This is a genomic window from Pseudomonas sp. 3296, assembly GCF_031456615.1.
Classification (GTDB): Bacteria; Pseudomonadota; Gammaproteobacteria; order Pseudomonadales; family Pseudomonadaceae; genus Aquipseudomonas; species Aquipseudomonas mucoides.
Genome location: NZ_JAVDUY010000004.1, coordinates 177,901 through 201,536 on the forward strand (window position 1 = coordinate 177,901; position 23,636 = coordinate 201,536).

Here is a 23,636-nt window from a genome sequence, read left to right on the forward strand (position 1 = left end):
GTTACGGCAAGTTGCGCGCTTCTTAATACAAGGAGTAGCCGATGTCCGGTTCAATGGCCCAGGCGTTCGCGCATAACTTTCTCGGCCACTCACCTCGCTGGTACAAGGCGAGCATTCTCGGCTTCCTGATTCTCAACGCACTGGTGCTCTGGACCGTAGGTCCGGTCGTGGCCGGTTGGTTGCTGGTGCTGGAATTCATCTTCACCCTGGCCATGGCGCTCAAGTGCTATCCACTGATGCCCGGCGGGCTGCTGCTGATCGAAGCCCTGCTGCTGAAAATGACCACACCACAGGCACTGTATGACGAACTGGTGCACAACTTTCCGGTGATCCTGCTGCTGATGTTCATGGTGGCCGGTATCTACTTCATGAAAGACCTGCTGCTGTTCCTGTTTTCGCGCTTGTTGCTGGGGGTTCGCTCCAAGGCGCTGCTGGCGTTGATGTTCTGCTTCCTCTCGGCATTCCTGTCGGCATTCCTGGATGCCTTGACCGTGACGGCGGTGATTATCAGTGCCGCCGTGGGGTTTTATTCGGTGTATCACCGCGTCGCCTCGGGCAATGATCCCCGCCAGGACAGCGAGTTCAGCGATGACCAGCACCTGCCGCAACTCCACCATGAAGACCTCGAACAGTTCCGCGCCTTCCTGCGCAGTCTGTTGATGCACGGTGCCGTGGGCACGGCGTTGGGCGGTGTGTGCACGTTAGTGGGTGAGCCGCAGAACCTGCTGATCGGCCATGAGATGGGCTGGCACTTCGCCGAATTCTTTTTGAAAGTGGCCCCGGTTTCGCTGCCAGTACTGGTGGCAGGCCTGGTGACCTGTGTGCTGCTGGAGAAACTGCGCTGGTTCGGTTACGGCACTCTCCTGCCGGACAACGTGCGCACCGTGCTGGCCAACTATGCCGCCGAAGACAACGCCGAACGTACCTCTCGCCAGCGCGCCGCCTTATTGGTCCAGGGCGCCGCGGCGTTGATTCTGATTGCGGGGCTGGCGTTTCACATCGCGGAAGTCGGCCTGATCGGGTTGATGGTGATCATCTTGATCACTGCATTCACAGGCATCACCGACGAGCACCGGATCGGTAATGCGTTCAAGGACGCCATGCCGTTCACCGCGTTGCTGGTGGTGTTTTTTGCGGTGGTGGCGGTGATTCATGATCAGCAACTGTTTACGCCGCTGATCCACTGGGTCCTGGCGCTGCCGGCCGACCAGCAACCGGGCATGTTGTATATCGCCAACGGCTTGCTGTCGGCTATCAGCGACAACGTGTTTGTGGCGACCATTTACATCACGGAAGTGAAACGGGCGTTCGTTGCCGGTCATATGTCCCGCGAGCACTTCGAGACGCTGGCCATTGCGATCAACACCGGGACGAACCTGCCCAGCGTGGCGACACCCAATGGCCAGGCAGCATTTCTGTTTCTGCTGACCTCAGCGATTGCGCCGCTGATTCGCTTGTCGTATGGGCGGATGGTGTGGATGGCGTTGCCCTACACGGTGGTGATGGGTGTGTTGGGCTGGTATGCGGTCAGCTACTGGCTGTAACCCTGACCAGAAACTGCAGGAGTGAGTCTGCTCGCGATAGCGGTCATACATTCAACGATGATGTTGACTGATAGGACCTCATCGCGAGCAGGCTCACTCCTGTAACGGGGATTTATGTGGGGTGGCGAGGGAGGATGTAGCGCTCGATCGCCTGGGCCGCACCGTCTTCGGTGTTTGCACCAGTCACCACGTCGGCCTGACGCTTTACCGCCTCCTCCGCCTGCCCCATGGCAATCGACAGCCCGGCGCAATGAAACATCGCCGGGTCGTTGCCGCCATCGCCCAGCGCGGCGGTCTGTTCCAGCGCAACCCCGAGGTACTCGGCCAGTGTCGCCAGCGCCGCGCCCTTGTTTGCCTGCATCGCCGTCACGTCCAGGTACACCGGCTGCGAACGCGAGACCTGGGCCTGCCCCTCAACCTTGGGCAGCAATTGCGCTTCCAGCTCGATCAGCAACCCAGTGTTATTGCTGGCCGCGACGATTTTATCGATGCGCTCCAGGTACGGTTCGAAACTCTCTACCACCACCGGCGGATACCCCAGGCCATGCTGCTCCCGGGGAACCATCGGGCCGTAGGCGTCCTTCAACAGCCAATCCCCACCACTGAACACCCAGACTTCGATGTCCGGCAGATCGGCAAACTGCGCCAGCGTGGTAAGCGCAGCGGTGGCCGGCAAGTAATGGGCCACCAGCAAGCTACCGTCCGGGTTGACGATCGTGCCGCCGTTGAACGCTGCCGTCGGCACATCGACGCCTAATGCTTCGATCTGCTGCAACATCGCTTTCGGCGGGCGCCCGGTGGCGAGGCTGAACAGCACGCCCGCCTCGCGCAACGAACGGACTGCGGCAATGGTGCGCTGGCTGAGGGTGTGATCAGGCAGCAACAACGTGCCGTCCATGTCACTGAGCAGAAAACGGATGGGCTGTTGCGTTGCGCCTGTCATCCGAGGCTGTGCCACACGCGACCGTCACGGGTCAGCAGCTTATCGGCGTCGACCGGACCGTCCTCACCTGCCGCGTATGGCTGAACCGTTGCGTCCTGCTGCCAGGCATCGAGGAACGGCTGAACGGCGCGCCAGCCGTTTTCGATGTTGTCGGCACGCTGGAACAGCGTCTGGTCGCCGGTCAGGCAGTCATAGATCAGCGTTTCGTAGCCGGTAGACGGCTGCATCTCGAAGAAGTCCTTGTAGGCAAAACCCAGTTCGATATTGGCCATCTTCAACGCCGGGCCAGGCCGCTTGGCCAACAGGTCGAACCACATGCCTTCGTTGGGCTGAATCTGGATGCGCAGGTAGGTCGGCTGCAACTCATCGACCTCGGTGTCGCGGAACTGCGCATACGGCGCCGGCTTGAAGCAGATCACAATCTCGGTATCGCGCACGCTCATGCGTTTGCCGGTACGCAGGTAAAACGGCACGCCGACCCAACGCCAATTGTCGATCATGACTTTGAGCGCCACGTAGGTTTCGGTCGTGCTGTCGGGTGCCACGTTGTTTTCCTGGCGATAACCCGGCAGCGGGTTGCCATCGACTTCGCCGGCGGCATATTGACCGCGGACCGAGTTGGCCCGAGCCTCTTCGGTGGACCAGGGGCGAATGGCCCCCACCACCTTGGCCTTCTCGCCTCGTACCGCATCGGCACCAAACGCGGCCGGCGGTTCCATTGCTACCATCGCCAGTAACTGGAAAAGGTGATTGGGCACCATGTCTCGCAGGGCGCCAGTGTGTTCATAAAAACTGCCACGGGTTTCGACGCCGACGGTTTCGGCGGCGGTAATCTGCACGTGGTCGATGTAATGGTTGTTCCAGAAGGCTTCGAACAGGCTGTTTGAAAACCGGCTGATCAAAATGTTCTGCACGGTCTCCTTGCCCAGGTAGTGATCGATCCGGTAGATCTGGTTTTCCGTCATCACCTTGAGCAGACACGCATTCAAGGCTTCGGCGGTTTGCAGGTCGGAGCCGAACGGTTTTTCGATGACCACCCTTCGGAACGATTCAGGCGTTTCCTGCAGTAAACCCGCCGCGCCGAGCCGACGCACCACTTCGCTGAAGAAACGTGGCGCGGTCGCCAGGTAGAAGACGGCGTTGCCGGTGCCGCTGTCGGCGATTTTCGCCGCCAGCGCTTGATAAGTGCTGTCGTCCAGGAAGTCGCCCTGGACGTAGCTGATGCCTTGGGCCAGTTTGTCCCACACCTGCGGATCAAGGGCTTGATCGCCCTTGCCGACCTTGGCGGCCACTTCGGTTCGAATGAAGTCTTCGAGCTTGCGGGCAAAGGCATCGTCAGTGATGGCGTTGTGGTCAACGCCGATGATCCGCAATCCATCCCCCAACAAACCGTCGCGACTCAGGTTGTAGAGCGCCGGCATCAGCAGGCGCTTGACCAGGTCACCGTGGGCACCGAACAGAAACAGCGTGGTCGGTGGTGCAGGCTCTGCCTTGGATTTATTGCGGATCAGACGGGTCATTTTTTCGAAGTCTCCACATGGCCGCCGAAGCCGAAGCGCTGGGCAGAGAGAATCTTGTCGCCAAAGGTGCCTTGACCGCGCGAACGGTAGCGCGAGAACAGCGAGTTTGACAGTACCGGTACCGGCACCGACTGTTCCATGGCGGCTTCGATGGTCCAGCGACCTTCACCGCTGTCCGCCACGGAACCTGAGTAACCGTCGAGTTTCGGGTCGCTGGCCAATGCGTCGGCGGTCAGATCAAGCAGCCAGGACGAGACCACACTGCCACGACGCCAGACTTCGGCGATGTCGGCGACGTTCAGGTCAAAGCGCTGGTCTTCCGGCAGGTTGGTGCTGGCCTTGGTCTTGAGGATGTCGAAACCTTCGGCAAAGGCCTGCATCATTCCGTATTCGATGCCGTTATGGATCATCTTCACGAAATGCCCCGCACCCGCCGGGCCGGCATGGATATAACCACGTTCAGCGCGATCGTCATCGGACTTGCGATCCTTGGTGCGCGGGATGTCGCCCATGCCCGGTGCAAGGCTGGCGAACAGCGGATCAAGACGCTTAACCTCTTCGGCATCACCGCCGATCATCATGCAGTAGCCGCGCTCCAGGCCCCACACGCCGCCGGAAGTGCCGACGTCGATGTAGTGCAGGCCTTTTTCCGACAAGGTCTTGGCCCGGCGGATGTCGTCCTTATAGAAGGTGTTGCCACCGTCGATGATGGTATCGCCAGCTTCGAGCAAGTTGCTCAGGGTCTCGATGGTGTCTTCGGTCGGTGCGCCGGCTGGCAGCATGACCCAGACCGCTCGCGGTTTGGCCAGGCCGGCGACCAGGGCCGGCAAGTCTGCGACGCCCGTGGCGCCCTCGGCAGCCAGGGTGTCGATAAAGGCGGTATTGCGGTCGTAAACGACAGTGGTATGCCCGTTGAGCATCAGGCGCCGCGCAATATTGCCGCCCATGCGGCCCAGTCCAATGATCCCGAGTTGCATGTGCTGATGCTCCCTACTACAAATAATGTGTGTGTCAAAGGTTATAGCCCAACGTGAGTCATGGGGGGTTAGTCCAGAGCGTTGGCACATAGTTTCCGGGCATTGTGCCCGATCCTGATTGATAACGTCGGTAATCGCGCCGAAGACACAACGACCATGAAAAATAAAAAAGTTCCCTTGTGAGGCAAAAGAAATCAAAATCAGCGCCGATAGTAGATCAGCACCCGCTTGCAAGGGGCAGTTCTACAGTTGAGACAACCATTTGCGAGGTGAGCAATGGGCACAGTACACGCAGCACGGCCAGCACAGACCCTTTACGTTACGATTCGTCGGGATGAATTGCGTCAATTGAAAGAAGAGCGCGACCTCTTGAAGCAGGAACTCGCGCAACTGCGCCAGCTGACTCAAGGCACTCAATCGCCCTCCTTGCCCGTTACCCAACGCGCACCTCACGCCTGATTTTTCAGGTGAATCGGAGACAGCCTTGCGCTGTTTCCGACCTCGTTTTGCCCCCGCGATCTCTGCCAGTTCACAAATTTTTCACAAATACTGACTGATAATTCCTTTCATTATGGCCGCGCGGTTCTCGTGTGGTTTCCGTTCGTCGGCAAGGGATGGCACGACGTCGAAGTGATTTCTGGCTGGAGCGTTGAATGGCTTTGTTTAAACGCAGCACTGCGTCTGCGAAAGGTTTCGATTGGGCAGGATTCCTCTGGCTATTCCTGTTCTTCTGGTATTTTTCCGGTATCACCCAATTACTCATTCAACTGACCGGCACCTCGGGCTTTACCGGGTTCCGCCAGGCGTTTGTGATGAGCGCCATCTGGCTTGCGCCGATGCTGTTGTTCCCTAAACAGACGCGCGTGATGGCGGCGGTGATCGGCGTCGTGCTGTGGGCCTGCTCGATGGCCAGCCTGGGCTACTTCTTTATTTACCAGCAGGAGTTTTCCCAAAGCGTCATCTTCATCATGTTCGAGTCGAACATCTCTGAAGCTGGCGAGTACATGACCCAGTATTTCGCCTGGTGGATGGTCGCGGCGTTCCTCGCCCACACGCTGTTCGCCTATTTCCTGTGGACTCGCTTGCGCCCGGTCGTCTTGCCGCGCTGGCAGGCACTGGTTGCCGCGACGGCCATTGTGATTGCCGTGGTCGGTTACCCGCTGGCCAAACAGACCGCGCGCACCGGCAGTTTTGCAGAAGGTTTCGACAAGTTCGAAACCCGCATCGAGCCTGCCGTGCCTTGGCAGATGGCCGTGGCCTATCACCGCTATCTGGAAACCCTGGCGGGCATGCAAGACATGCTACACAGCGCGAGCAAGATTGCACCGCTGAAAAACCTGACGGACACCATGGCCAACCAGCCGGCGACCCTGGTGCTGGTAATCGGCGAGTCCACCAACCGTCAGCGCATGAGCCTCTACGGCTACCCGCGTGAAACCACGCCGGAACTGGACAAGCTCAAGGATCAACTGACGGTCTTCGACAACGTCATCACCCCGCGCCCTTACACCATCGAGGCGTTGCAGCAGGTGCTGACCTTCGCTGACGAAGAAAATCCGGACCTTTACCTGTCCACTCCATCGCTGGTCAGCATGATGAAACAGGCGGGCTACAAGACGTTCTGGATCACCAACCAGCAAACCATGACCAAGCGCAACACCATGTTGACGACCTTCTCCGAGCAGGCCGACGAGCAGGTGTACCTGAACAACAACCGTAACCAGAACGCTGCGCAGTACGACGGCGACGTGATCGAGCCATTCAACAAGGCACTGGCCGATGCCGCGCCGCGCAAGTTGATCGTGGTGCATTTGCTCGGCACACACATGAGCTACCAGTACCGCTACCCGCCGACGTTCGACAAGTTCACCGACCGTAAAGGCGTGCCGGACGGCGTGCGCGACGACCAGGTGCCGACATACAACAGCTATGACAACGCAGTCCTGTACAACGACTTCGTGGTATCGAGCCTGATCAAGGACTACGCCAAGTCCGATCCAAACGGCTTCCTGCTGTACCTCTCCGACCACGGCGAAGACGTGTTCGACTCCGTCGGCCACACTACCCTGGGCCGTAACGAGAACAAACCGACCGCGCCGATGTACACCATCCCGTTCATGGCCTGGGCATCGCCGAAATGGCGCGAAAACCATGACTGGAGTTTTGCCGCAGACCTGAGCCGGCCTTACAGCAGCTCGCAGCTGATTCACACCTGGGCTGACCTCGCCGGTTTGAGCGCTGATGAACTGGACCGCAGCAAGAGCCTGGTCAGCGCCAACTTCAAGCCGCGCCCATTGATGATCGGCAACCCTTATGAGCGCCAGGTGCGCCCACTGATCGACTTCAGCCTGATGAAGCCGAAAGTTGATTCGAAAATCGTTCAACAGTAGATCCATTCAGGGGCCGATTCCGGCCCCTTTTGTTGCGCCCTGCGCAAAACCACCCCTCTTCGATACACTTTAAAACGAGATTAATTCTCGTTTATCGTTAAATCCCCTCTCCTCTCTTCGTCTTTGTACAAACGGAAATTTTCCATTGACGACAAGGAGTCGGCTGCGATGTTCGCGCCCATCACCCGTTCCATGACTTTGACCTTCGGCCTGTGCAGCGCCGCACTCAGCCCTGATGTGCTGGCCGAGACTGATCCCGACAAACAGCCCGCCACCCTTGAACTGGCCGCCACCAGCATTTCCGCCGACAGCCTGGGCAGCACCACCGAAAACACCGAGTCGTACACCACCGGCGCCATGAGCACCGCGACGCGCTTGAACCTGTCGATCAAGGACACGCCGCAATCGGTGTCCGTCGTCACCCGTCAGCAAATGGACGATTTCAAACTCGGCACGCTGTCCGAAGCCATGGGCCAGACCACCGGCATCGTGGTCCAGCACAATGACTCGGACCGGGTCAGCTATTCGTCCCGTGGGTATTCGATCACCAACTTCCAGATCGACGGGATGCTCAATACCTTCAGCTACATGAAGTCGGATTCGGACACCATCATCTACGACCGCATCGAAGTGGTTCGCGGCGCGACCGGCCTGACCACGGGCGCCGGTGATCCGTCGGCAACGATCAACATGGTGCGCAAACGACCGACCGCGCAGTGGGAAGCGCTGAGCGGGGTCAGCGCTGGCAGCTATGACGATTACTACAGTTACGTGGACGTCGGCGGGCCGCTGGCCTTCGATGGCCGCTTGCGCGGGCGCAGCGTGCTGGCGTATCGCGACAGCCATTCCTACCGTGACAAGTACCAACTGCAACGGGAAGTCGGCTACGGCATTATTGAAGCCGACCTGACCGACGACACCCTGCTTGCGGTGGGTTACGACTATCAGGACAAACAGGTGCAAGGCACGTCCTGGGGCACGGTCCCGTACTGGAACGCCGACGGCAGCAAAGCCCATCTGGGCCGTTCCACCAACATGGCCACGCCGTGGAGTTCCTGGCCGCTCAAGGACAAGACGGCGTTTGCCACGCTGGAGCAGCAACTCGGCGCGGGCTGGCACTTTAAAGCGGCCTACACCCATCGCGAGAGTGACACCGACGGCAAGATTTACTACGCCGGTGGCGGTTTCCCCGAGGCGGATCGCAGCGGCATGGTCGCCAACGTCAGCCACATGGTCGGCACGCAAGAGATGGACGTGTATGACTTCAACGTGGCCGGGCCTTACTCACTGTTCGGGCGCGACCACGAAATGATGATCGGCTATGGCGAGTCGCAACGCACTGAAGACAATCCTTACACGGTGGATGGCGCACGGCCGTCGGATTACGAAAATGTGCCTGACTGGAAATACATGGGCGGCATTCCCAAATTCCCCGACACCGTCACCAGCCTGCAAGGCGCTCATGAAAAGACCCGACAAAAAGCCGGCTACCTGGCCACGCGCCTGACCCTGGCCGACGACCTGCACGCGGTACTGGGCAGTCGTTATGGCACGTGGGAAATCTCGAAAAAGTCCAACAGTTACGACAACAACCTGCAACTGAGCGGCGTCGAATCCACCCGCCAGCAGCACAACGACATGTGGACGCCCTACGCCGGCCTGCTTTACGACATCACGCCTGAGTACACCGCTTACGTCAGCTACACCGACATCTTCAAGCCGCAAGACGCCCGCGACAGCAACCGCAAATACCTGGAACCGGTAGTGGGCAGCAACTATGAACTGGGGCTCAAGGGCGGCCTGCTGGAAGAACGCCTCAACCTCGCCACGGCATTGTTCTGGAGCAAGCAAGACAACGTCGCCGAACTCGACGACTCGGTGCCGCCGGACCCGGTCACCGGTGAGGAGTTTTTCAAATCCAGCGGCAAAGGCAACAAGGTCCAGGGGTTTGAAGCCGAGGTCTCGGGCGAGCTCATGGCAGGCTGGAACATGACGGCCGGCTACACCTACACCCACTCGGTCAATGGTGAAAAGCAACGCACCAACACCCCTCAACCGCTGAATATGGTGCGGCTGTCCACGGCGTATCGCCTGCCCGGCGAATGGCAGGCCCTGACCGTCGGTGGCGCGGTGAACTGGCAAAGTGACGTCTACCGCGCGGCCAGGCGCCCGATCGGACGGGGAGCCAATGATGAAGTGATCACCATCAGCGCGAACATTCGCCAGGAGGCCTACAGCGTGGTGAAGTTGATGTCGCGGTATGAGTTCGACCGGCACCTGTCGGCATCGCTGAACGTCGATAACCTGTTCGACACGAAGTATTACGACAACGTCGGGTTCTACAACGGCGTGTTTTGGGGTGACCCGCGCACCGTCACGTTGAGCCTGGACTGGAAGCTCTAGCGTGCTCATTCCCATTTGGCGGAATCGGCAGATAATGTCCCTGCGACATTGCTTCATGGACGAAAGGCCCTTAACCCGTAATGGGAGGCACCCATGAAATGTACGACCCTGATCGTTGCTGGCCTGATGATGTTCGGCTCAGTCTCTGCCTTTGCAGAATACGGCTCCGAACGCATGCGGTATTACTACGAGACGTTGCATCTCGCCCAGCAAAAGGCAAATGGCTTCGAGATCAAAAATATTGAACTGCGTGTTCCGAGCGATCAAACCGCACAAGTGACCGAAAACTACAAACCGAAGTAATCGAAGCCAGCCGGGCGTCCTGAGGGGCGCCCTTTTTTATGCCTGAGCAATTAAAGCGCCTTGGTCCAGAACAGCATGCGGCCATGGGCCGGATCGAACATGCCGGCGGCAAAACCGAACTTGCCGTAGGACGCCTGTGCGACCGCATTGCCTTCGAGGACTTCCAGGGTGATCTTGCAGCAACCCCGCTGACGGGCAATGTCTTCAACCTTTTGCAGCATCTTCTGGCTCAGCCCCAAACCGCGAAACTGCGGGACCACCGACACGTCATGCACGTTGACCAGTGGCCGACAGGCAAAGGTCGAGAAACCTTCGAAGCAATTGACCAGCCCGGCCGGCGCGCCGTCGACGAAGGCCAGCACAGTGAAAGCGTGGGGACGTTTGGCCAGCTCTCCGGGCAACTGCTGCAGAATATCTTCGGGCAATGCATGCCCGCCGCCCATCGGGTCCTGGGCATAGGCATTAAGCACCACGCCAATCGCCTCGGCATGCACCGGGTTGGTGTAGCTGGCCTGAAGTACCAGAATGTCTGCGGATTCCATTTCCATCGTTGCTATCCCGTCGAGTTATCCCGGCGCGTCACTCGCGCCGCAAAGTCGAAGGACATTAGCCTGAGTCACCATCGCCGACAACCTGATCCTGCCTTAAACACCCCAGATCAGCGTCTCGGTCCAACCCAACTCGGCAAAATCCGCCGCCCGTAAACCTGACTCGCCAGAGCAGAAAAACTCGTCCAGTTGCGGCGGTGCCACCGAGGTGCCGCTGAGCATGGCATGGACCTGGCCACGATGATGAAGCTGGTGTTCGAACAGATGGGACAGCAGACGTAGACGGCTGTCATGTTGCGGCGTGTCCCGGGCGATGGTGACGATTCGCCCCAGGTCTACATCGCGCAATTGCTCGCAGTAGGCAATCAACCGATTGTCCACCAGCGACTGCTCGCGCTTAAGGTCTGCGCCGACGCTGCACGGCACGTCTTCCTTGAAAAAAACGTAGCAGTCGGGGTGTGGATCATCACCGCGCAACTCGCGCTCCAACGCGTCCACGTAAAACCAGTCGCAGGTCAGGATGTGATTGAGGGTGGCGACGAGGCTGGGGAAGAAACTGACTCGCGGGGCCGCGAGCTCGGCCGGGGTCAACTGGCTCCAGGCCTTGGCCAGTCGGTAATTGGCCCAGGCGTTTTGATAAGCCATGGTCAGCAAATGGTGAGACAGGGGCTGATTCATGTTCACGGCTCCCGAAAATCAGGCTTCAGCAAAGCGTTGCAGCTGCATTTCCTTCAAGCGGCTTAACGTGCGACGGAACGGGAATTCCAGATAACCCTCGGTGTACAGGGCCTCCATCGGCACCTGCGCTTCGAGGTACAGCGGCACTTTGCGGTCGTAGCACTCGTCCACCAGCGCGATGAAACGCCGCACGCCATCGTCGTGCACGGACAGTTGCGGCAGCTCGCGGTCTCCTGCAACGACGTGCTCGGCGGCGTCTTCGGTGCCTCGGGCGATGCGCCCTTCGCGTTTTTGTGCGCTGAGGTTCGGCACTTCACTCAACAGAATAGCGCTGTAGGTGTCGCACAGGGCCATGAAGTCCATGGCCGAGAAAGGTTGTTCGCACAGGTCGGCATAACGACACCACAGTACGCCAGCGCTGGCCTGAAGGACATTGACGTGACGGTAACCGACGGTCACCGGATCGCTGGACACGGACTGCCCCATGGTCAAGGCCTTGAACACGTCGCCCAGTGCATTGGGATGCGCGGCGTCGCTCACCCAGTATCGCTGTAACGCGGTGCCCGGATGCAGGCGGTGGTCTTCGCCGCCCTCCACCGCGATCACCTGCATGTGCCGCTTGATCGCCTCGATCGCGGGCGTAAAACGGTCGCGATTGAAGCCATCGGCGTAGAGCTGATCCGGCGGCAGGTTGGAGGTGCATACCACCACCACGCCCTGCTCGAACATCACCTGAAACAAGCGCCCGAGAATAATCGCGTCACCGATGTCGTTGACGAACAACTCGTCGAAACACAGGACCCGCACTTCCTCACTCAACTCCCGCGCCAACGCCTTCAAGGGGTCGGCGGTGCCGGTCAGTTGAAACGAACGCTGGTGCACCCAGCCCATGAAGTGGTGGAAATGCTGACGCCGGGCCGGCACGCGCAGGGTTTGATAGAACTGATCCATCAACCAGGTCTTGCCCCGCCCGACCGGTCCCCACAGGTAAACGCCGGTGATCGGCGTTCGCCCTTCATGCAAGGCTTCGTGGCATTTTTGCAGTGCCCACACGGCGTGTTCCTGGGCTTCGTCCTGGACGAAGCCCTTGGTTTCAATGGCGTGTTGCCAGGCGCTTAACGGAGAGTCGACATTCATGCCCGGGAGTATACGTCCGATCTGTAGCAACTGCCGCAGACTGCTACGGGAGCGGATTTTAGCTATAGCGAGATGTCCAGCCGGGCGATTTTCCCCTGTTCGTTGAGGCGGAACATGTAGCGCAGTTCCAGCGGGCTGCCGGGAAAGGTGCCGGAAATCAGGTTGTGCACCAGCACCTTGCCGGTGCGCTGCTGAACATCCAGCACCTCGACCCGGGGCTGATAGCGCTGCGCGGTGTCTTCCATCCATTGGGCGATTGCGCGGGTGCCGATCTGGTGCTGGCCTTCATCGAACACATTGGCATCCTCGGCGAAAAAACTGGCGACCCTGGAGGTGTCGCGAGCATTGGCGGCGGCAATGTAGGCGGCGATTGCGGGGGCCAGTGACGAGGCAGGATTGGACATGGTTGCGGCTCCTTGTTTATTGATTCTGCACCCATGCTAAGACAAGTCTGTGTCAGTTCTTGTCAGGAGTGAAACGCCCCGCTTCATCCAGTTGCATCTGTTTGCGCCAGCCCCGTAACAAGTCGCTACGGCGCCCTGGATAACGCTCGCCCGGCTCATTGGCGGCGCAAATCCGGTCGGTGCGAAAGGTCCGGTAGGCACTGCGCAATTCGCACCAGGCGACAATGATCCGCACTTCATTGAGAAAACCCAATGCCAGTGGCCAGATCAGCCGCTGGCTGGGCACTTGGTTGGCGTCGGCGTAATCGATATTCAGCTTGGACTGATCGCGGATAGCGTGACGAAACACGCTCAACGGCACCACATTTTCCGGATAGCCATAACCGGGTGGCCCGGGCAGCACCGTCGGGTTGCGCAGCGCGTCCTGGGCTTCAGGCGCCAACACGGCGGCAATCTTGGCCAATGCGTCGGCCGCCGCTTTGCTCAACACCTCGTCGCCACGCTGATCCACGTAGCGCAAACCCAACACGATGGCCTCGGTCTCGCCGGCATTGAGCATCAAGGGCGGTAAAAACAGACCGCTGCGCAGCACGTAACCGACACCCGCTTCGCCGAAGATCGGCGCGCCGAGCGCGGTGAGTTCGGCGATGTCGCGGTACAGCGTGCGTTCGGAAATCTCCAGTTCACTGGCGAGCGTGGCGGCGGTCACCGGACGACTCTTGCCCCGCAGCACTTGCAACAACGTGAGTAAACGAGTGGTTCGCGACACGATGAACTGGCTCTGTCTGAAAAAGTTGTCGGAGCTTAATTGTCGGAGCTTAGCAGAGGCCCCTGTCAGAAAGTGGCAGCAGCGAAACGTCCGGTGGTCGGCTGTTTTAACACTTTAGGAAAAGCGCATTGACGGCATAAATTACAAGCATCATATTTAATACATGTTGTTAAACATCTATATTAAATCCCGGCGTCTTTTCTCAGGAGTCACTCCATGCATTACAAAGTGTTCGGCCGCAAAACCGGCTTGCGGGTCTCGGAACTGGCGCTGGGCGCCGGCAATTTCGGCACGGGTTGGGGGCATGGCGCCGAGCGTGACGAAGCGAAGCGCATTTTCGATGGCTATCTGGAGGCCGGCGGCAACTTCATCGACACCGCCAACGGTTATCAGGCGGGTCAGTCGGAAGTCATGCTCAGCGAATTTATCGCGGCAGAGCGCGATCGCCTGGTCATCGCCACTAAATACACCTTGGGAACGACACCGTCCGCGAGCATTTCCCACACCGGTAACAACCGCAAAAACATGGTTCGCGCCGTGGAAGAAAGCCTGACCCGCCTCAAGACCGATCATCTGGACCTGCTCTGGGCGCACATGAGCGATGGCGTGACGCCAATGGAAGAAATCTTGCGCGGTTTCGATGATCTGGTGCGCGCCGGCAAGATCCATTACGCGGGGCTGTCGAACTTCCCCGCGTGGCGTATCGCCCGTGCCGACGTGTTGGCCGAGGTGCGTGGTTTTTCGCCGATTGCAGCGATTCAGGTGGAATACAGCCTGGCGCAACGCACTGCCGAACGTGAACAACTGCCGATGGCCGAAGCCTTGGGCCTGGCCGCGACATTATGGTCGCCATTGGGTGGCGGTTTTCTCACTGGCAAGTACCGATCCAGCGATGGCGATAATCGCGCGACCAAACTCGGCATGTTGATTCATGCGGAAAAAGGCGCACGGGAAACGGCCATTCTTGACACCCTGCTCGCCGTTGCCGCCGAACTCGATGCGAGCGCGACGCACGTGGCCATTGCCTGGTTGCGGGCAAAAGCCCAACGCTCGAGCACTGCGCTGATTCCGATTCTGGGCTCGCGCACCCGTGAGCAACTGGATGCGACGCTGGGGACACTGAACGTGCAACTGAGCGCGGATCAATTGTCGCGACTCGATAGCGCCAGCGATGTGGCCAAAGGCGTGCCGCACGAAACGCTTGCCGGCTCTTTTTCACGGTTCAGTGGTGACCATACCCTGGACCTGCCGATCATCCCGGTGGCGTGACACCCATTAGAACTGTAGGTGCGAGCTTGCTCGCTCCTACAGGGTTTAAGGTGTTTACCGGTCGACCTTATGGCGGGCGGCGTAGAGACACAGCATTTCCATCGCCAATGTCGCGGCGGCCAATGAGGTAATGTCCGCGTGGTCATAGGCCGGTGCGACTTCCACCACGTCCATGCCCACCAAATTGATCCCGCGTAACCCACCCAGAATCTCCAGTGCCTGCACGGTGCTCAGGCCGCCGCAAACCGGTGTCCCGGTGCCGGGTGCAAAAGCCGGGTCGAGGCAATCGATGTCGAAGGTCAGGTACACCGGGTTATCCCCTACCCTCGCCCGGATCGCTTCGACAATCGCCTCGCAACCCTCACGATGCACCTGCCGCGCATCCAGCACCTGGAACCCCTGTTGATCGTCATTAGTGGTGCGCAAACCGATCTGCACCGAACGCGACGGATCCACCAGCCCTTCCTTCGCCGCGTGCCAGAACATGGTGCCGTGGTCGACCCGCTTGCCCTCTTCATCCGGCCAGGTGTCGCTGTGGGCGTCGAAGTGGATGAGCGACAACGCACCATGTTTACGCGCATGGGCCTTGAGCAGCGGGTAGGTAATAAAGTGGTCGCCGCCGAAGGTCAGCATCGCGCTGCCGCTGTTCAGGATGTGTTCGGCGTGGGCCTCAATACTTTCTGGCACCGTGTGTGGCGAACCGTAATCGAAGTCGCAATCGCCGTAGTCGATGACGGCCAAATGATCGAACGGATCAAACGTCCACGGCCAGTGGCGTTCCCAGGCAATTCCGGTGGACGCGGCGCGTATTCCACGTGGCCCGAAACGTGCGCCGGGACGGTTGCTGGTGGCCGTGTCGAACGGCACGCCGCTGACCGCGACGTCGACTCCGCGCAAGTCGCGGCTATAGCGACGACGCATGAAACTGGTGATACCGGCGTAGGTGCTTTCGGCGGCAGTTCCATAAAGGCTGTCGCGGGTCATGGCCTGATCGTTTTGCATCGGGACGTCCATGGTGATCTCCTTTTTAATTATTGGCGGCTACGGAATGTGGTCCACAGACGCGTACGCGACCGCAGGTCCTTGAGGCTCATGCTTTGGTCGGCGTACAGGCGTGCGCGCATGTCGGGCAGTGGAAAGATGTCCGGGTCGGTGCGCACGGCTTCATCCACCAGCGGAGTAGCCGCCTGGTTGGCCGTGGCGAAGAACAGCGTGTTGGTCAACGCCGCGACGGATTCGGGGCGCAACATGAACTCGATGAAGGCCCGCGCTTCTTCGGGGTGCGGCGCGTCCTTGGGGATCGCCAGGTTGTCTTGCCAGACCAGCGTGCCTTCCTGGGGAATCCGGTACGCCACCTCAAACGGCTTGTTGGCCTTGCGTGCCTGATCAGCGGCCATGCTCGCATCACCGTTGTAGGTCAGCGCCAGGCATATGCTGCCATTGGCCAGGTCGTTGATCTGCCGGCCGGTGGCGACGTACAGCACATTTGACTGCAACTGATGCAACAACGCCTCGGCGGCTGTCAGATCAGCCTTGTCAGTGCTGTAGGGATCTTTACCCAGATAATGCAGCGCCAGGCCAATGACTTCCTGCGGCGAATCGAGAATCGCGATGCCACAGTCTTTCAGCTTGCTGGCGTACTCCGGCTTGAACAGCAGGTCGAGGCTGTTGAGCGGCACATTCGGCAGACGTTTGTGCACCGCTTCGACGTTCATCCCCAATCCCAGCGTGCCCCAGGTATACGGCACGCCATAACGATTGCCGGGATCGACGGCGGCCAGTTTTTCCAGCAGGTCCGGGTCGAGATTGGCGTAACCCTTGAGCCCTTCGTGGGAAATTTCCTTCAGTGCACCCGCCGCCAGACCACGGGCGAGCACGCTGGACGACGGCACCACCACGTCATACCCACTGCCACCCGTCAGCAGTTTGGTTTCCAGCACTTCCGAAGAATCGAACGTGTCGTAGCGCACGTGAATCCCGGTTTCCTTTTCAAATGCCTGCAAGGTTTCGGGCGCCACGTAATCGGCCCAACTGTAGAGGTTGACGGTCTTTTCCTGCCCCTGGGCCGACACGGCCATGGCGAGGAACAACGCGGGGAAACACACCTTGAACACGGGAGCCATGACGAGCACCTGACCAGAGAAAGTGGTTGCAGGTTGCGCGCTCGGTTACATTGGCGAAATATCAAGTTTGTTAACCTGACTTTATGGCGGAGTAATGTTTGATGCTCGGGCAACTTCACGACCTCGACCTGCAACTGCTACGCCTGTTTGTCCGTGTGGTCGAGTGCGGCGGCTTCAGCGCGGCCCAAGGTGAGCTGGGCCTGAGCCAATCCAGCATCAGCCAGCAAATGGCCAAGCTGGAAACCCGGCTCGGTTATCGCCTGTGCAGTCGCGGCAAGGGTGGATTCAAGATCACCCCCAAGGGCGAGCAGCTATTGACCGCGACACGCGGACTGTTTGAATCCATCGAAGCGTTTCGACATCAATCCAACGGTGTGGCGGGCAGATTGATTGGCGAAGTGCGCCTCGGGCTGTCCGAAGCCCTAGATCAATCGGTGCTGCAACAGGTGGCCGATGCGATCCGGCGTTTTCGCGAACGGGACGAATCGGTGCGCATCGAACTGATCAGTGCCATGCCCGGGGAAATGGAACGCTTGCTGCTGCAGCAACGGCTGGACCTGGCCATCGGCTATTTCTCCCAGGTGCAAAGCGCTTTTGACTATCGCGAGCTGTTCACCGAAACCCAGCACCTGTATTGCGCCCCCGGTCACCCATTGTTCACCGATGACACACCGGACGATGAAGCGCTGCAAGCCTGCGACCGGGTCGACCACCCTTACCGCTTCCTGCGCAGTGACGAGCCGTTTCAGGGCAAATTATGTTCAGCGCGCTCGGAACAGGTCGAAGGCACCCTCGCCTTCATACTGTCCGGCAAACATGTCGGCTATTTGCCCAACCACTTCGCCCGCAGCTGGGAAGACAAAGGGTTGTTGCGCGCAGTGCGCGAAGGCGAGATGAGTTTTGAAGTGGCGTTCCATCTGGCGCGACATCGCGCTCAGGTGCAGGGGGATGCGCAGAAGGCGTTTGAGCAGGATTTGCTGGCCGCGTTCAGCAAAACCTGACCTTTCAGGCAGTTTTGTTTCGTTGCCCTCGGTGCCCACTGCTGGCATCCTGCGCCTCCATTTTCTGACCCGGCCCGCCGTTTGGCACGCAAACCACCATGACCGCCTCTGAAAAAGCCCCCGTTTTGCGCAACAACGACCTGATTTACGGCCTCAACGACCGCCCGCACCTGACCGCCACCGTCTTCGCCGCCCTGCAGCATGTATTGGCGAGTTTTGTCGGCATCATCACCCCGACCCTGATCATGGGCGGCGCCCTCGGCCTGCAAAGCGAAATACCGTACCTGATCAGCATGGCGCTGTTTGTTTCCGGCCTGGGCACCTTTGTTCAAGCCCGACGGTTCGGCCCGGTCGGCTCTGGCTTGCTGTGTCTGCAAGGCACCAGTTTTTCCTTCATCAGTGTGATTCTCAGTGCCGGGTTCATGGTCAAGGCTCGCGGTGGCGGCACCGATGAAATCCTCTCAACGATCTTTGGCGTGTGTTTTTTCGCGGCGTTCATTGAAGTCGCGCTGAGCCAGTTCATCGGCAAACTGCGGATGCTGATCACTCCGGTGGTGACCGGCACGATCATCACGTTGATGGGCTTGTCGCTGGTCAAGGTCGCCATGACTGACATTGCTGGCGGCTTCGGTGCGGCGGACCTTGGCGCGGCCAGTCATCTGGCGCTGGCGGCTTTGGTGCTCGGCACGATTGTGCTGCTGAACCGGGTCGATGTGCCGTTTCTACGCCTCGGCGCCATCGTCATCGGACTGACCCTGGGTTATGTCGTCGCCTGGCTGATGGGCGACGTCAATTTCGCCAGTCTGCCCGACGTACCGCTGATGAGCGTGCCGGTGCCGTTCAAGTACGGCTTTAACTTCGATTGGGTCGCGTTTGTGCCGATCGCAGTGATTTTTCTCGTCTCGCCACTGGAAGCTGCGGGTGATCTGACCGCCAACTCGATGATTTCCCGACAACCGGTCAAGGGCCCGATTTACATTCGCCGGATCAAGTCCGGCCTGCTCGCCGACGGCCTCAACTCCGCCATGGCCGCCGTGTTCAACAGCATGCCGATGGTCACGTTTGCGCAGAACAACGGCGTGATCCAGCTCACCGGCGTGGCCAGTCGTTACGTGGCGTTCTTCATTGCCGGTTTGCTGGTGCTGTTGGGGCTGTTCCCAATGATCGGCGCGGTGCTGCAACTGATGCCAAAACCGGTGCTTGGCGGCGCCGAACTGGTGATGTTCGGTACCGTCGCGGTAGCGGGGATCAAGATCCTCGCCGAAGCCGGCCTGCATCGACGCAACATGCTGATCGTGGCGATTTCCCTCGGCCTGGGCCTGGGCGTGGCGGCGGTGCCTGAGGTGCTGCGCGAGTTGCCGCTGGCACTGCACAACATTTTTGAATCGCCCATTACCGTCGGGGCGTTGTGCGCTATCGTGCTGAACATCTTCCTGCCCGAGGAGTTCATGGCGCTGGAAGAAGACGATTTCGATCCGGAAGCCTCGATCCTGCAGGTCATGGAAAACCCTGATGTGCCGACCAAGGCTGAACCCGCAACGCCTGGGGCTGTTGCACCGTTGAACCGTTCGTAAGAAAACACATTAAGTGTGATCACCCTATAACCAATGTGTGAGTGAGCCTGCTCGCGATAGCGGTGGATCAGTCGACAAAAATGTTGAATGACAAACCGCTATCGCGAGCAAGCTCAGCTCCTACAGGGAGTTATGTGTTGCTGAAGCGGACACCGGGTCTGGCGCGCTCATCCACTGTCAGCTCAAACACATCCGGCCGCGCATAGTGCCCGACCACGTCGTAGTCATACCGCGCACGAATCAAATCGTCCGTATCGATTTGTGCCGTGAGCAGACCTGCGCCGTCACGCAACGGCCCCGCCAATACGTCACCCATTGGCCCGACAATCACACTGCCGCCAGCAATCAACGGCCGATCCGCCGGCCAGTTGGCAATCTCCACGCCCAAGGCCTGGGGTGAGTCCTGAACCTGGCAGGCGCTCACCACAAAGCAGCGCCCTTCATGGGCGATGTGACGCATGCTGACCTGCCACATCTCGCGCTCGTCTACCGTCGGCGCGCACCACACTTCAATGCCTTTGGCGGACATCGCGGTGCGCAGCAGCGGCATCATGTTTTCCCAACAAATCACCGCGCCGACCCGCCCGACCTGACTGTCGATCACTGGCAGCGTCGAGCCATCGCCCTTGCCCCAGATCAACCGTTCGGTGCCAGTGGGCATCAGCTTGCGGTGTTTGGCGACCAGTCCGGCCTGCGGGTCGAAGTACAGCGCCGTGCAGTGCAGCGTGCTGCCCGCACGTTCGATCACGCCAATCACCAGGTTGGCCCCGGTCCGAGCCGACAACCCGGCCAGGGCTTCAGTCTCGGCGCCGGGTACATCGATGGCGTTGGCGAAATACCGGGCAAACGCTTCGCGCCCTTCCGGCAGGCGATAACCCAGTTGCGTACCAAATCCTTCGCCCTTGGGGTAACCGCCGAGCAATGCTTCGGGCATCACCACCAATTGCGCCCCGGATTCGGTAATGGCGCTTTCCCAGGCGAATATCTGTTCCAGAGTGTCGGCCTTGCCACCGGGCAAGGCGCCGATTTGCAGCGCGGCAACAATTGACTTGGGCATCGCAATGACTCCATTGGCATCAGGTATTGCTCATTCTCCAGCGCCACGGGATCATGAATAAAGCCCGATTCGCTGCTGAATGATATGAATACAATGAATATCGCCAACATCGACCTCAACTTGCTCAAAGTCTTCGAAGCCCTGCATGAAGAATCCAGCGCCAGCCGAGCGGCTTTGCGTCTGGGCGTGACGCAATCGGCGGTCAGTGCCGCCTTGCGCAGGTTGCGCGAGGTCTATGGCGATCAGCTATTCGTACGCACCGGCCGCGGACTGGCACCGACGCTGAAGGCCAATCAATTGAAACCGGTGGTCAGCGATGCGCTGAACAAATGCCGCCAGAGCCTGGCGATGGTCGATCCGGCGGCTCATCAGTACGACGGCCGTTCAGTGTCGGTGGGCATGTCGGACGATTTCGAGATCGCCTATGGCCGGCGATTGATCGAAGAAATTGCGCACACTGCGCCGAAGTTGCGGCTGATCTTCCGTCAAACCCACAGCCAGATCGTCGCCCACGCCTTGATGGAGCGCAGCATCGATCTGGCGATCACCGCCGGTGGATTTGCCGAGCGTTTGCTCAGCCGTCAAGTGTTGGGAGAAGGCGGATATCTGTGTCTGGTGGATCGCGCCAGCCTCGCCGAAGCACAACAAACCATCAGCCTTGAAGAATTCGTCGCCCGCGAACACCTCCTTGTCTCGTCCGGTGGTTTTATCGGCATCACCGATGAAGGGCTGGCGGCGCTGGGCTTGAGTCGTCGGGTGTGTGCGTCGACCACGCATTTTGCCGCGCTGCCGCACTTGCTCAAAGGCAGTCAAGCGGTGGCGACCATTCCCGCGCATGCTGCCCAGAGCATTGCGGCGTTCAGTGGCCTGGCGCTGCTGCCCTGCCCTTTGGCCTTGCCGCGTTACCCGATCGAACTGGGCTGGCGCACCAGCACCCAACTCGACCCGGTGGTGTTGAAAGTGCGCGAAGCAATTGTCGCGTGTTTCGCCTGAAGCCCCGCCTTACTTGTTGGCCGCCATGAGGCGATTGACTTCACTGCGCACCATGTTGGCGTATTCCGGCGGCGACATTGCGTCGAGTTCGGCTCGGACCCATTCGGCCCACTTGCCTTTGCGCTTGGCGCGTTCACCGAACAACCGCGCGGCCTCACCCTTGGATTTGCCCAGGTTGCTTTGCCAGAGGTCGAACAGACGGGATTTTTCATCTTCCAGCGCCGCGCGCTCGGCGAGGGGTTTGTCGGCCAGATTGAAGCTCATTGGAATGTCCTGCTGCATAAAATAGGCGACATCTTACACTGTAGGACGAAACGTCCGACTCAGGAATTTTCTGTCCGGCAAGCTCGATGGGGAAATCCACTGCAACTTTTTCACCCGCGCCAGACTCCATTGTTCACTGCCTACTTACCTGCAAGGAGTACCTCAATGGCTCGCAAAACCGCCGCACAAACCGCCGAAGACCAAATCAAGGATCTGGCATTCAGCGAGCTGACCACGCTGATCGAAGAATCGGAAAAACTGCTGAACAGCAGCGCCGCGCTGGTAGGCGAGGAAGCAGAAACCCTGCGTGAGCAAATCGCCCAGAAACTCCAGCAGGCACGGGATTCGGTCAGCAGCGTGCGTGACCGGACAAAACCCGCCGTCGAAGCCACCGAAACCTACATCGGCGGTCATCCATGGCAAACCGTGGCCATTTCTGCCGGATTCGGGCTGGTGGTCGGGTTGTTGCTGGGTCGGCGCTAAGCCTCCCCGCTTTGCACAGTAAAAAGGCGAGCCATTGGCTCGCCTTTTTCATGCCCGCCCAACACCGACTCGTAGCAGCTGCCGAAGGCTGCTACACAGGATTGTGTTACTGCGCGAGTGCCCGCAGGTTCGCCAGCGTCTCGGCATCGAGCGTTATGCCTTGAGCAGCGGACTTGGCCCGTTGCGAATGTCGGCGATCACCCGGCAGGCGTTTGAGCCCCACGCCGTGCATTTGCCGCACCAGTTCCTGGCTGCGCTCGGCAAAGTTTTGCCCGGCGGCCTTGCTCGGGTCGATGACGATCAACAGTTGACCGGTCCATGGGGTTTTGGCCCCCGGGTGGTTCGACCAGTCGAACTCAAAGGAAAAATTGCCGCCGGTCAGCGCCGCCGCCAACAATTCAACCATCATCGACAGGGCCGAACCTTTGTGACCGCCAAACGGCAGCAGTGCGCCACCCTCGAGAATCGCTTTCGGGTCCTGTGTCGGCTGGCCGAGGCTGTCCACACCCATGCCTTCCGGCAAACGCTCGCCCTTGCGGGCCGCTATCTGCACATCGCCATGGGCGATGGCGCTAGTGGCCAGGTCAAAGACAATCGGATCGCCATCCGCGCGCGGGGCGGCGAACGCGATCGGGTTGGTGCCGAATAATGGACGATCGGCGCCGTGCGGCACCACGCAGGTCATGCTGTTGACCACGCTCAGCGCCACCAGCCCTTCGTAGGCAAAGGGTTCCACGTCCGGCCACAAGGCGGCGAAATGGTGCGAGTTGCGGATCGCCAGCACCGCAATGCCGGCGCTGCGCGCCTTTTCCATCAACAGGGAGCGTGCGGCCGCCAGGGCCGGTTGGGCAAAACCATTGCCGGCATCGACGCGGACGAATCCTGAAGCCACGTCTTCGACCACTGGCACGGCCTGGCCATTGACCCAGCCGCTGTTCAGGGTCGAGACATAACCCGGAATGCGGAACACGCCGTGGCTGTGAGCACCGTCGCGCTCGGCGCCGGCACAGTTGATGGCCAGGGTTTTGGCGACGTCTGCAGAGGTGCCATGACGTAGAAAAATCTGTTCGAGCAATTGAACGAGCGCGTCGAAATCGAGCGTTTGTGTGTTCGAACTGACGGCCATTTCGGGCGATGCGGTCATCTGAAGCTCCAGTTTTATTATTGGGTGCGGGCAACAGGGTGAAGCGAGGTTGCAAGGCAACCTGAAAAGAGTCACCGATTAAGCGCTGCTGTACCGGCGTCCTGTCAAGTCT

General features: G+C 59.7%; 23 protein-coding genes. 10 read left to right on the forward strand and 13 right to left on the reverse strand.

The annotated features are described in order from the left end of the window. Positions 1–41 precede the first annotated feature (41 nt). The gene (gene nhaB, locus J2X66_RS12140) at positions 42–1,544 is read left to right on the forward strand and encodes a sodium/proton antiporter NhaB (protein ID WP_310264489.1); all 1,503 of its coding nucleotides are present in this window, start codon (positions 42–44) and stop codon (positions 1,542–1,544) included. A 112-nt stretch (positions 1,545–1,656) separates the two neighbouring features. On the opposite strand, the gene J2X66_RS12145 is transcribed toward nhaB, so the two are convergent. The 3 genes from J2X66_RS12145 to gnd are packed head-to-tail and all read right to left on the reverse strand — an operon-like array spanning position 1,657 to position 4,984. After that, positions 1,657–2,487, reverse strand: a complete 831-nt coding sequence (locus J2X66_RS12145; RefSeq protein WP_310264491.1) for an HAD family hydrolase — start codon at positions 2,485–2,487, stop codon at positions 1,657–1,659. After that, entirely contained in the window at positions 2,484–4,007 is a 1,524-nt protein-coding gene (gene zwf, locus J2X66_RS12150; RefSeq protein WP_027923515.1) for a glucose-6-phosphate dehydrogenase, read from the reverse strand. The genes J2X66_RS12145 and zwf overlap by 4 nt, the downstream gene beginning before the upstream one ends. Continuing rightward, positions 4,004–4,984, reverse strand: coding sequence for a phosphogluconate dehydrogenase (NAD(+)-dependent, decarboxylating) (gene gnd, locus J2X66_RS12155; protein WP_310264495.1), 981 nt, complete (start codon positions 4,982–4,984; stop codon positions 4,004–4,006). The genes zwf and gnd overlap by 4 nt, the downstream gene beginning before the upstream one ends. A 276-nt stretch (positions 4,985–5,260) precedes the next feature. Here gnd and J2X66_RS12160 point away from each other — a divergent pair, with 276 nt between their 5' ends. The 4 genes from J2X66_RS12160 (at position 5,261) to J2X66_RS12175 (ending at position 10,080) form a co-directional block, all read left to right on the forward strand. Next, positions 5,261–5,443 (forward strand): DUF6026 family protein, encoded by a 183-nt coding sequence (locus J2X66_RS12160; RefSeq protein ID WP_081743948.1) that lies wholly within the window; start codon positions 5,261–5,263, stop codon positions 5,441–5,443. Positions 5,444–5,637: 194 nt separating this feature from the next. Then, entirely contained in the window at positions 5,638–7,374 is a 1,737-nt protein-coding gene (locus tag J2X66_RS12165) for a phosphoethanolamine transferase CptA (protein WP_310264498.1), read from the forward strand. Between the two features lie 168 nt (positions 7,375–7,542). After that, positions 7,543–9,777 (forward strand): TonB-dependent siderophore receptor, encoded by a 2,235-nt coding sequence (locus J2X66_RS12170; protein WP_310264501.1) that lies wholly within the window; start codon positions 7,543–7,545, stop codon positions 9,775–9,777. A 93-nt stretch (positions 9,778–9,870) separates the two neighbouring features. Then, the gene (locus J2X66_RS12175) at positions 9,871–10,080 is read left to right on the forward strand and encodes a hypothetical protein (protein ID WP_027923511.1); all 210 of its coding nucleotides are present in this window, start codon (positions 9,871–9,873) and stop codon (positions 10,078–10,080) included. Positions 10,081–10,130: 50 nt separating this feature from the next. Here the strand turns inward: J2X66_RS12175 and J2X66_RS12180 are convergent, their stop codons facing one another. From J2X66_RS12180 to J2X66_RS12200, 5 genes are all read right to left on the reverse strand, one after another. After that, positions 10,131–10,622: a GNAT family N-acetyltransferase gene (locus J2X66_RS12180; protein ID WP_310265259.1), complete on the reverse strand. Its 492-nt coding sequence runs from the start codon at positions 10,620–10,622 to the stop codon at positions 10,131–10,133. A gap of 102 nt (positions 10,623–10,724) precedes the next feature. Beyond that, positions 10,725–11,306: a DinB family protein gene (locus J2X66_RS12185; protein ID WP_310264505.1), complete on the reverse strand. Its 582-nt coding sequence runs from the start codon at positions 11,304–11,306 to the stop codon at positions 10,725–10,727. An 18-nt stretch (positions 11,307–11,324) separates the two neighbouring features. Continuing rightward, positions 11,325–12,443, reverse strand: coding sequence for a cell division protein ZapE (gene zapE / locus J2X66_RS12190; RefSeq protein WP_310264509.1), 1,119 nt, complete (start codon positions 12,441–12,443; stop codon positions 11,325–11,327). Between the two features lie 62 nt (positions 12,444–12,505). Beyond that, positions 12,506–12,847: a nuclear transport factor 2 family protein gene (locus J2X66_RS12195; protein ID WP_223520585.1), complete on the reverse strand. Its 342-nt coding sequence runs from the start codon at positions 12,845–12,847 to the stop codon at positions 12,506–12,508. A 52-nt stretch (positions 12,848–12,899) separates the two neighbouring features. Beyond that, the gene (locus J2X66_RS12200) at positions 12,900–13,616 is read right to left on the reverse strand and encodes a YafY family protein (protein WP_310264512.1); all 717 of its coding nucleotides are present in this window, start codon (positions 13,614–13,616) and stop codon (positions 12,900–12,902) included. Between the two features lie 216 nt (positions 13,617–13,832). Here J2X66_RS12200 and J2X66_RS12205 point away from each other — a divergent pair, with 216 nt between their 5' ends. Continuing rightward, a complete protein-coding gene (locus tag J2X66_RS12205; protein ID WP_310264514.1) occupies positions 13,833–14,885 on the forward strand; it encodes an aldo/keto reductase in 1,053 nt (350 codons plus the stop codon). A gap of 54 nt (positions 14,886–14,939) precedes the next feature. Here the strand turns inward: J2X66_RS12205 and speB are convergent, their stop codons facing one another. Together speB and J2X66_RS12215 are read right to left on the reverse strand one after the other, a co-directional pair. Then, positions 14,940–15,899 carry an agmatinase gene (speB, locus tag J2X66_RS12210; RefSeq protein ID WP_310264516.1) on the reverse strand — a complete coding sequence of 320 codons (960 nt, stop codon included), beginning with the start codon at positions 15,897–15,899 and terminating at the stop codon, positions 14,940–14,942. 17 nt (positions 15,900–15,916) lie between these two features. Continuing rightward, positions 15,917–17,008: a polyamine ABC transporter substrate-binding protein gene (locus J2X66_RS12215; RefSeq protein ID WP_310264518.1), complete on the reverse strand. Its 1,092-nt coding sequence runs from the start codon at positions 17,006–17,008 to the stop codon at positions 15,917–15,919. A gap of 101 nt (positions 17,009–17,109) precedes the next feature. On the opposite strand from J2X66_RS12215, the gene J2X66_RS12220 reads away from it, so the two are divergent. Further along, positions 17,110–18,009, forward strand: a complete 900-nt coding sequence (locus tag J2X66_RS12220; protein ID WP_310264520.1) for a LysR family transcriptional regulator — start codon at positions 17,110–17,112, stop codon at positions 18,007–18,009. A gap of 98 nt (positions 18,010–18,107) precedes the next feature. Continuing rightward, on the forward strand, positions 18,108–19,583 hold the full coding sequence (locus J2X66_RS12225; protein WP_310264522.1) for a nucleobase:cation symporter-2 family protein: 1,476 nt from the start codon (positions 18,108–18,110) through the stop codon (positions 19,581–19,583). A 130-nt stretch (positions 19,584–19,713) separates the two neighbouring features. Here J2X66_RS12225 and J2X66_RS12230 read toward each other — a convergent pair whose 3' ends face one another. Beyond that, positions 19,714–20,640: a carbon-nitrogen hydrolase family protein gene (locus J2X66_RS12230; protein WP_310264524.1), complete on the reverse strand. Its 927-nt coding sequence runs from the start codon at positions 20,638–20,640 to the stop codon at positions 19,714–19,716. A gap of 84 nt (positions 20,641–20,724) precedes the next feature. On the opposite strand from J2X66_RS12230, the gene J2X66_RS12235 reads away from it, so the two are divergent. Beyond that, positions 20,725–21,633, forward strand: coding sequence for a LysR substrate-binding domain-containing protein (locus J2X66_RS12235; protein ID WP_310264527.1), 909 nt, complete (start codon positions 20,725–20,727; stop codon positions 21,631–21,633). A gap of 9 nt (positions 21,634–21,642) precedes the next feature. Here J2X66_RS12235 and J2X66_RS12240 read toward each other — a convergent pair whose 3' ends face one another. Next, a complete protein-coding gene (locus J2X66_RS12240) occupies positions 21,643–21,897 on the reverse strand; it encodes a hypothetical protein (RefSeq protein ID WP_109786463.1) in 255 nt (84 codons plus the stop codon). A 165-nt stretch (positions 21,898–22,062) separates the two neighbouring features. Here J2X66_RS12240 and J2X66_RS12245 point away from each other — a divergent pair, with 165 nt between their 5' ends. Further along, positions 22,063–22,380 carry a YqjD family protein gene (locus J2X66_RS12245; protein WP_027923496.1) on the forward strand — a complete coding sequence of 106 codons (318 nt, stop codon included), beginning with the start codon at positions 22,063–22,065 and terminating at the stop codon, positions 22,378–22,380. A 106-nt stretch (positions 22,381–22,486) separates the two neighbouring features. Here J2X66_RS12245 and J2X66_RS12250 read toward each other — a convergent pair whose 3' ends face one another. Next, positions 22,487–23,524 carry an Ldh family oxidoreductase gene (locus J2X66_RS12250; protein WP_310264532.1) on the reverse strand — a complete coding sequence of 346 codons (1,038 nt, stop codon included), beginning with the start codon at positions 23,522–23,524 and terminating at the stop codon, positions 22,487–22,489. Positions 23,525–23,636 lie beyond the last annotated feature (112 nt).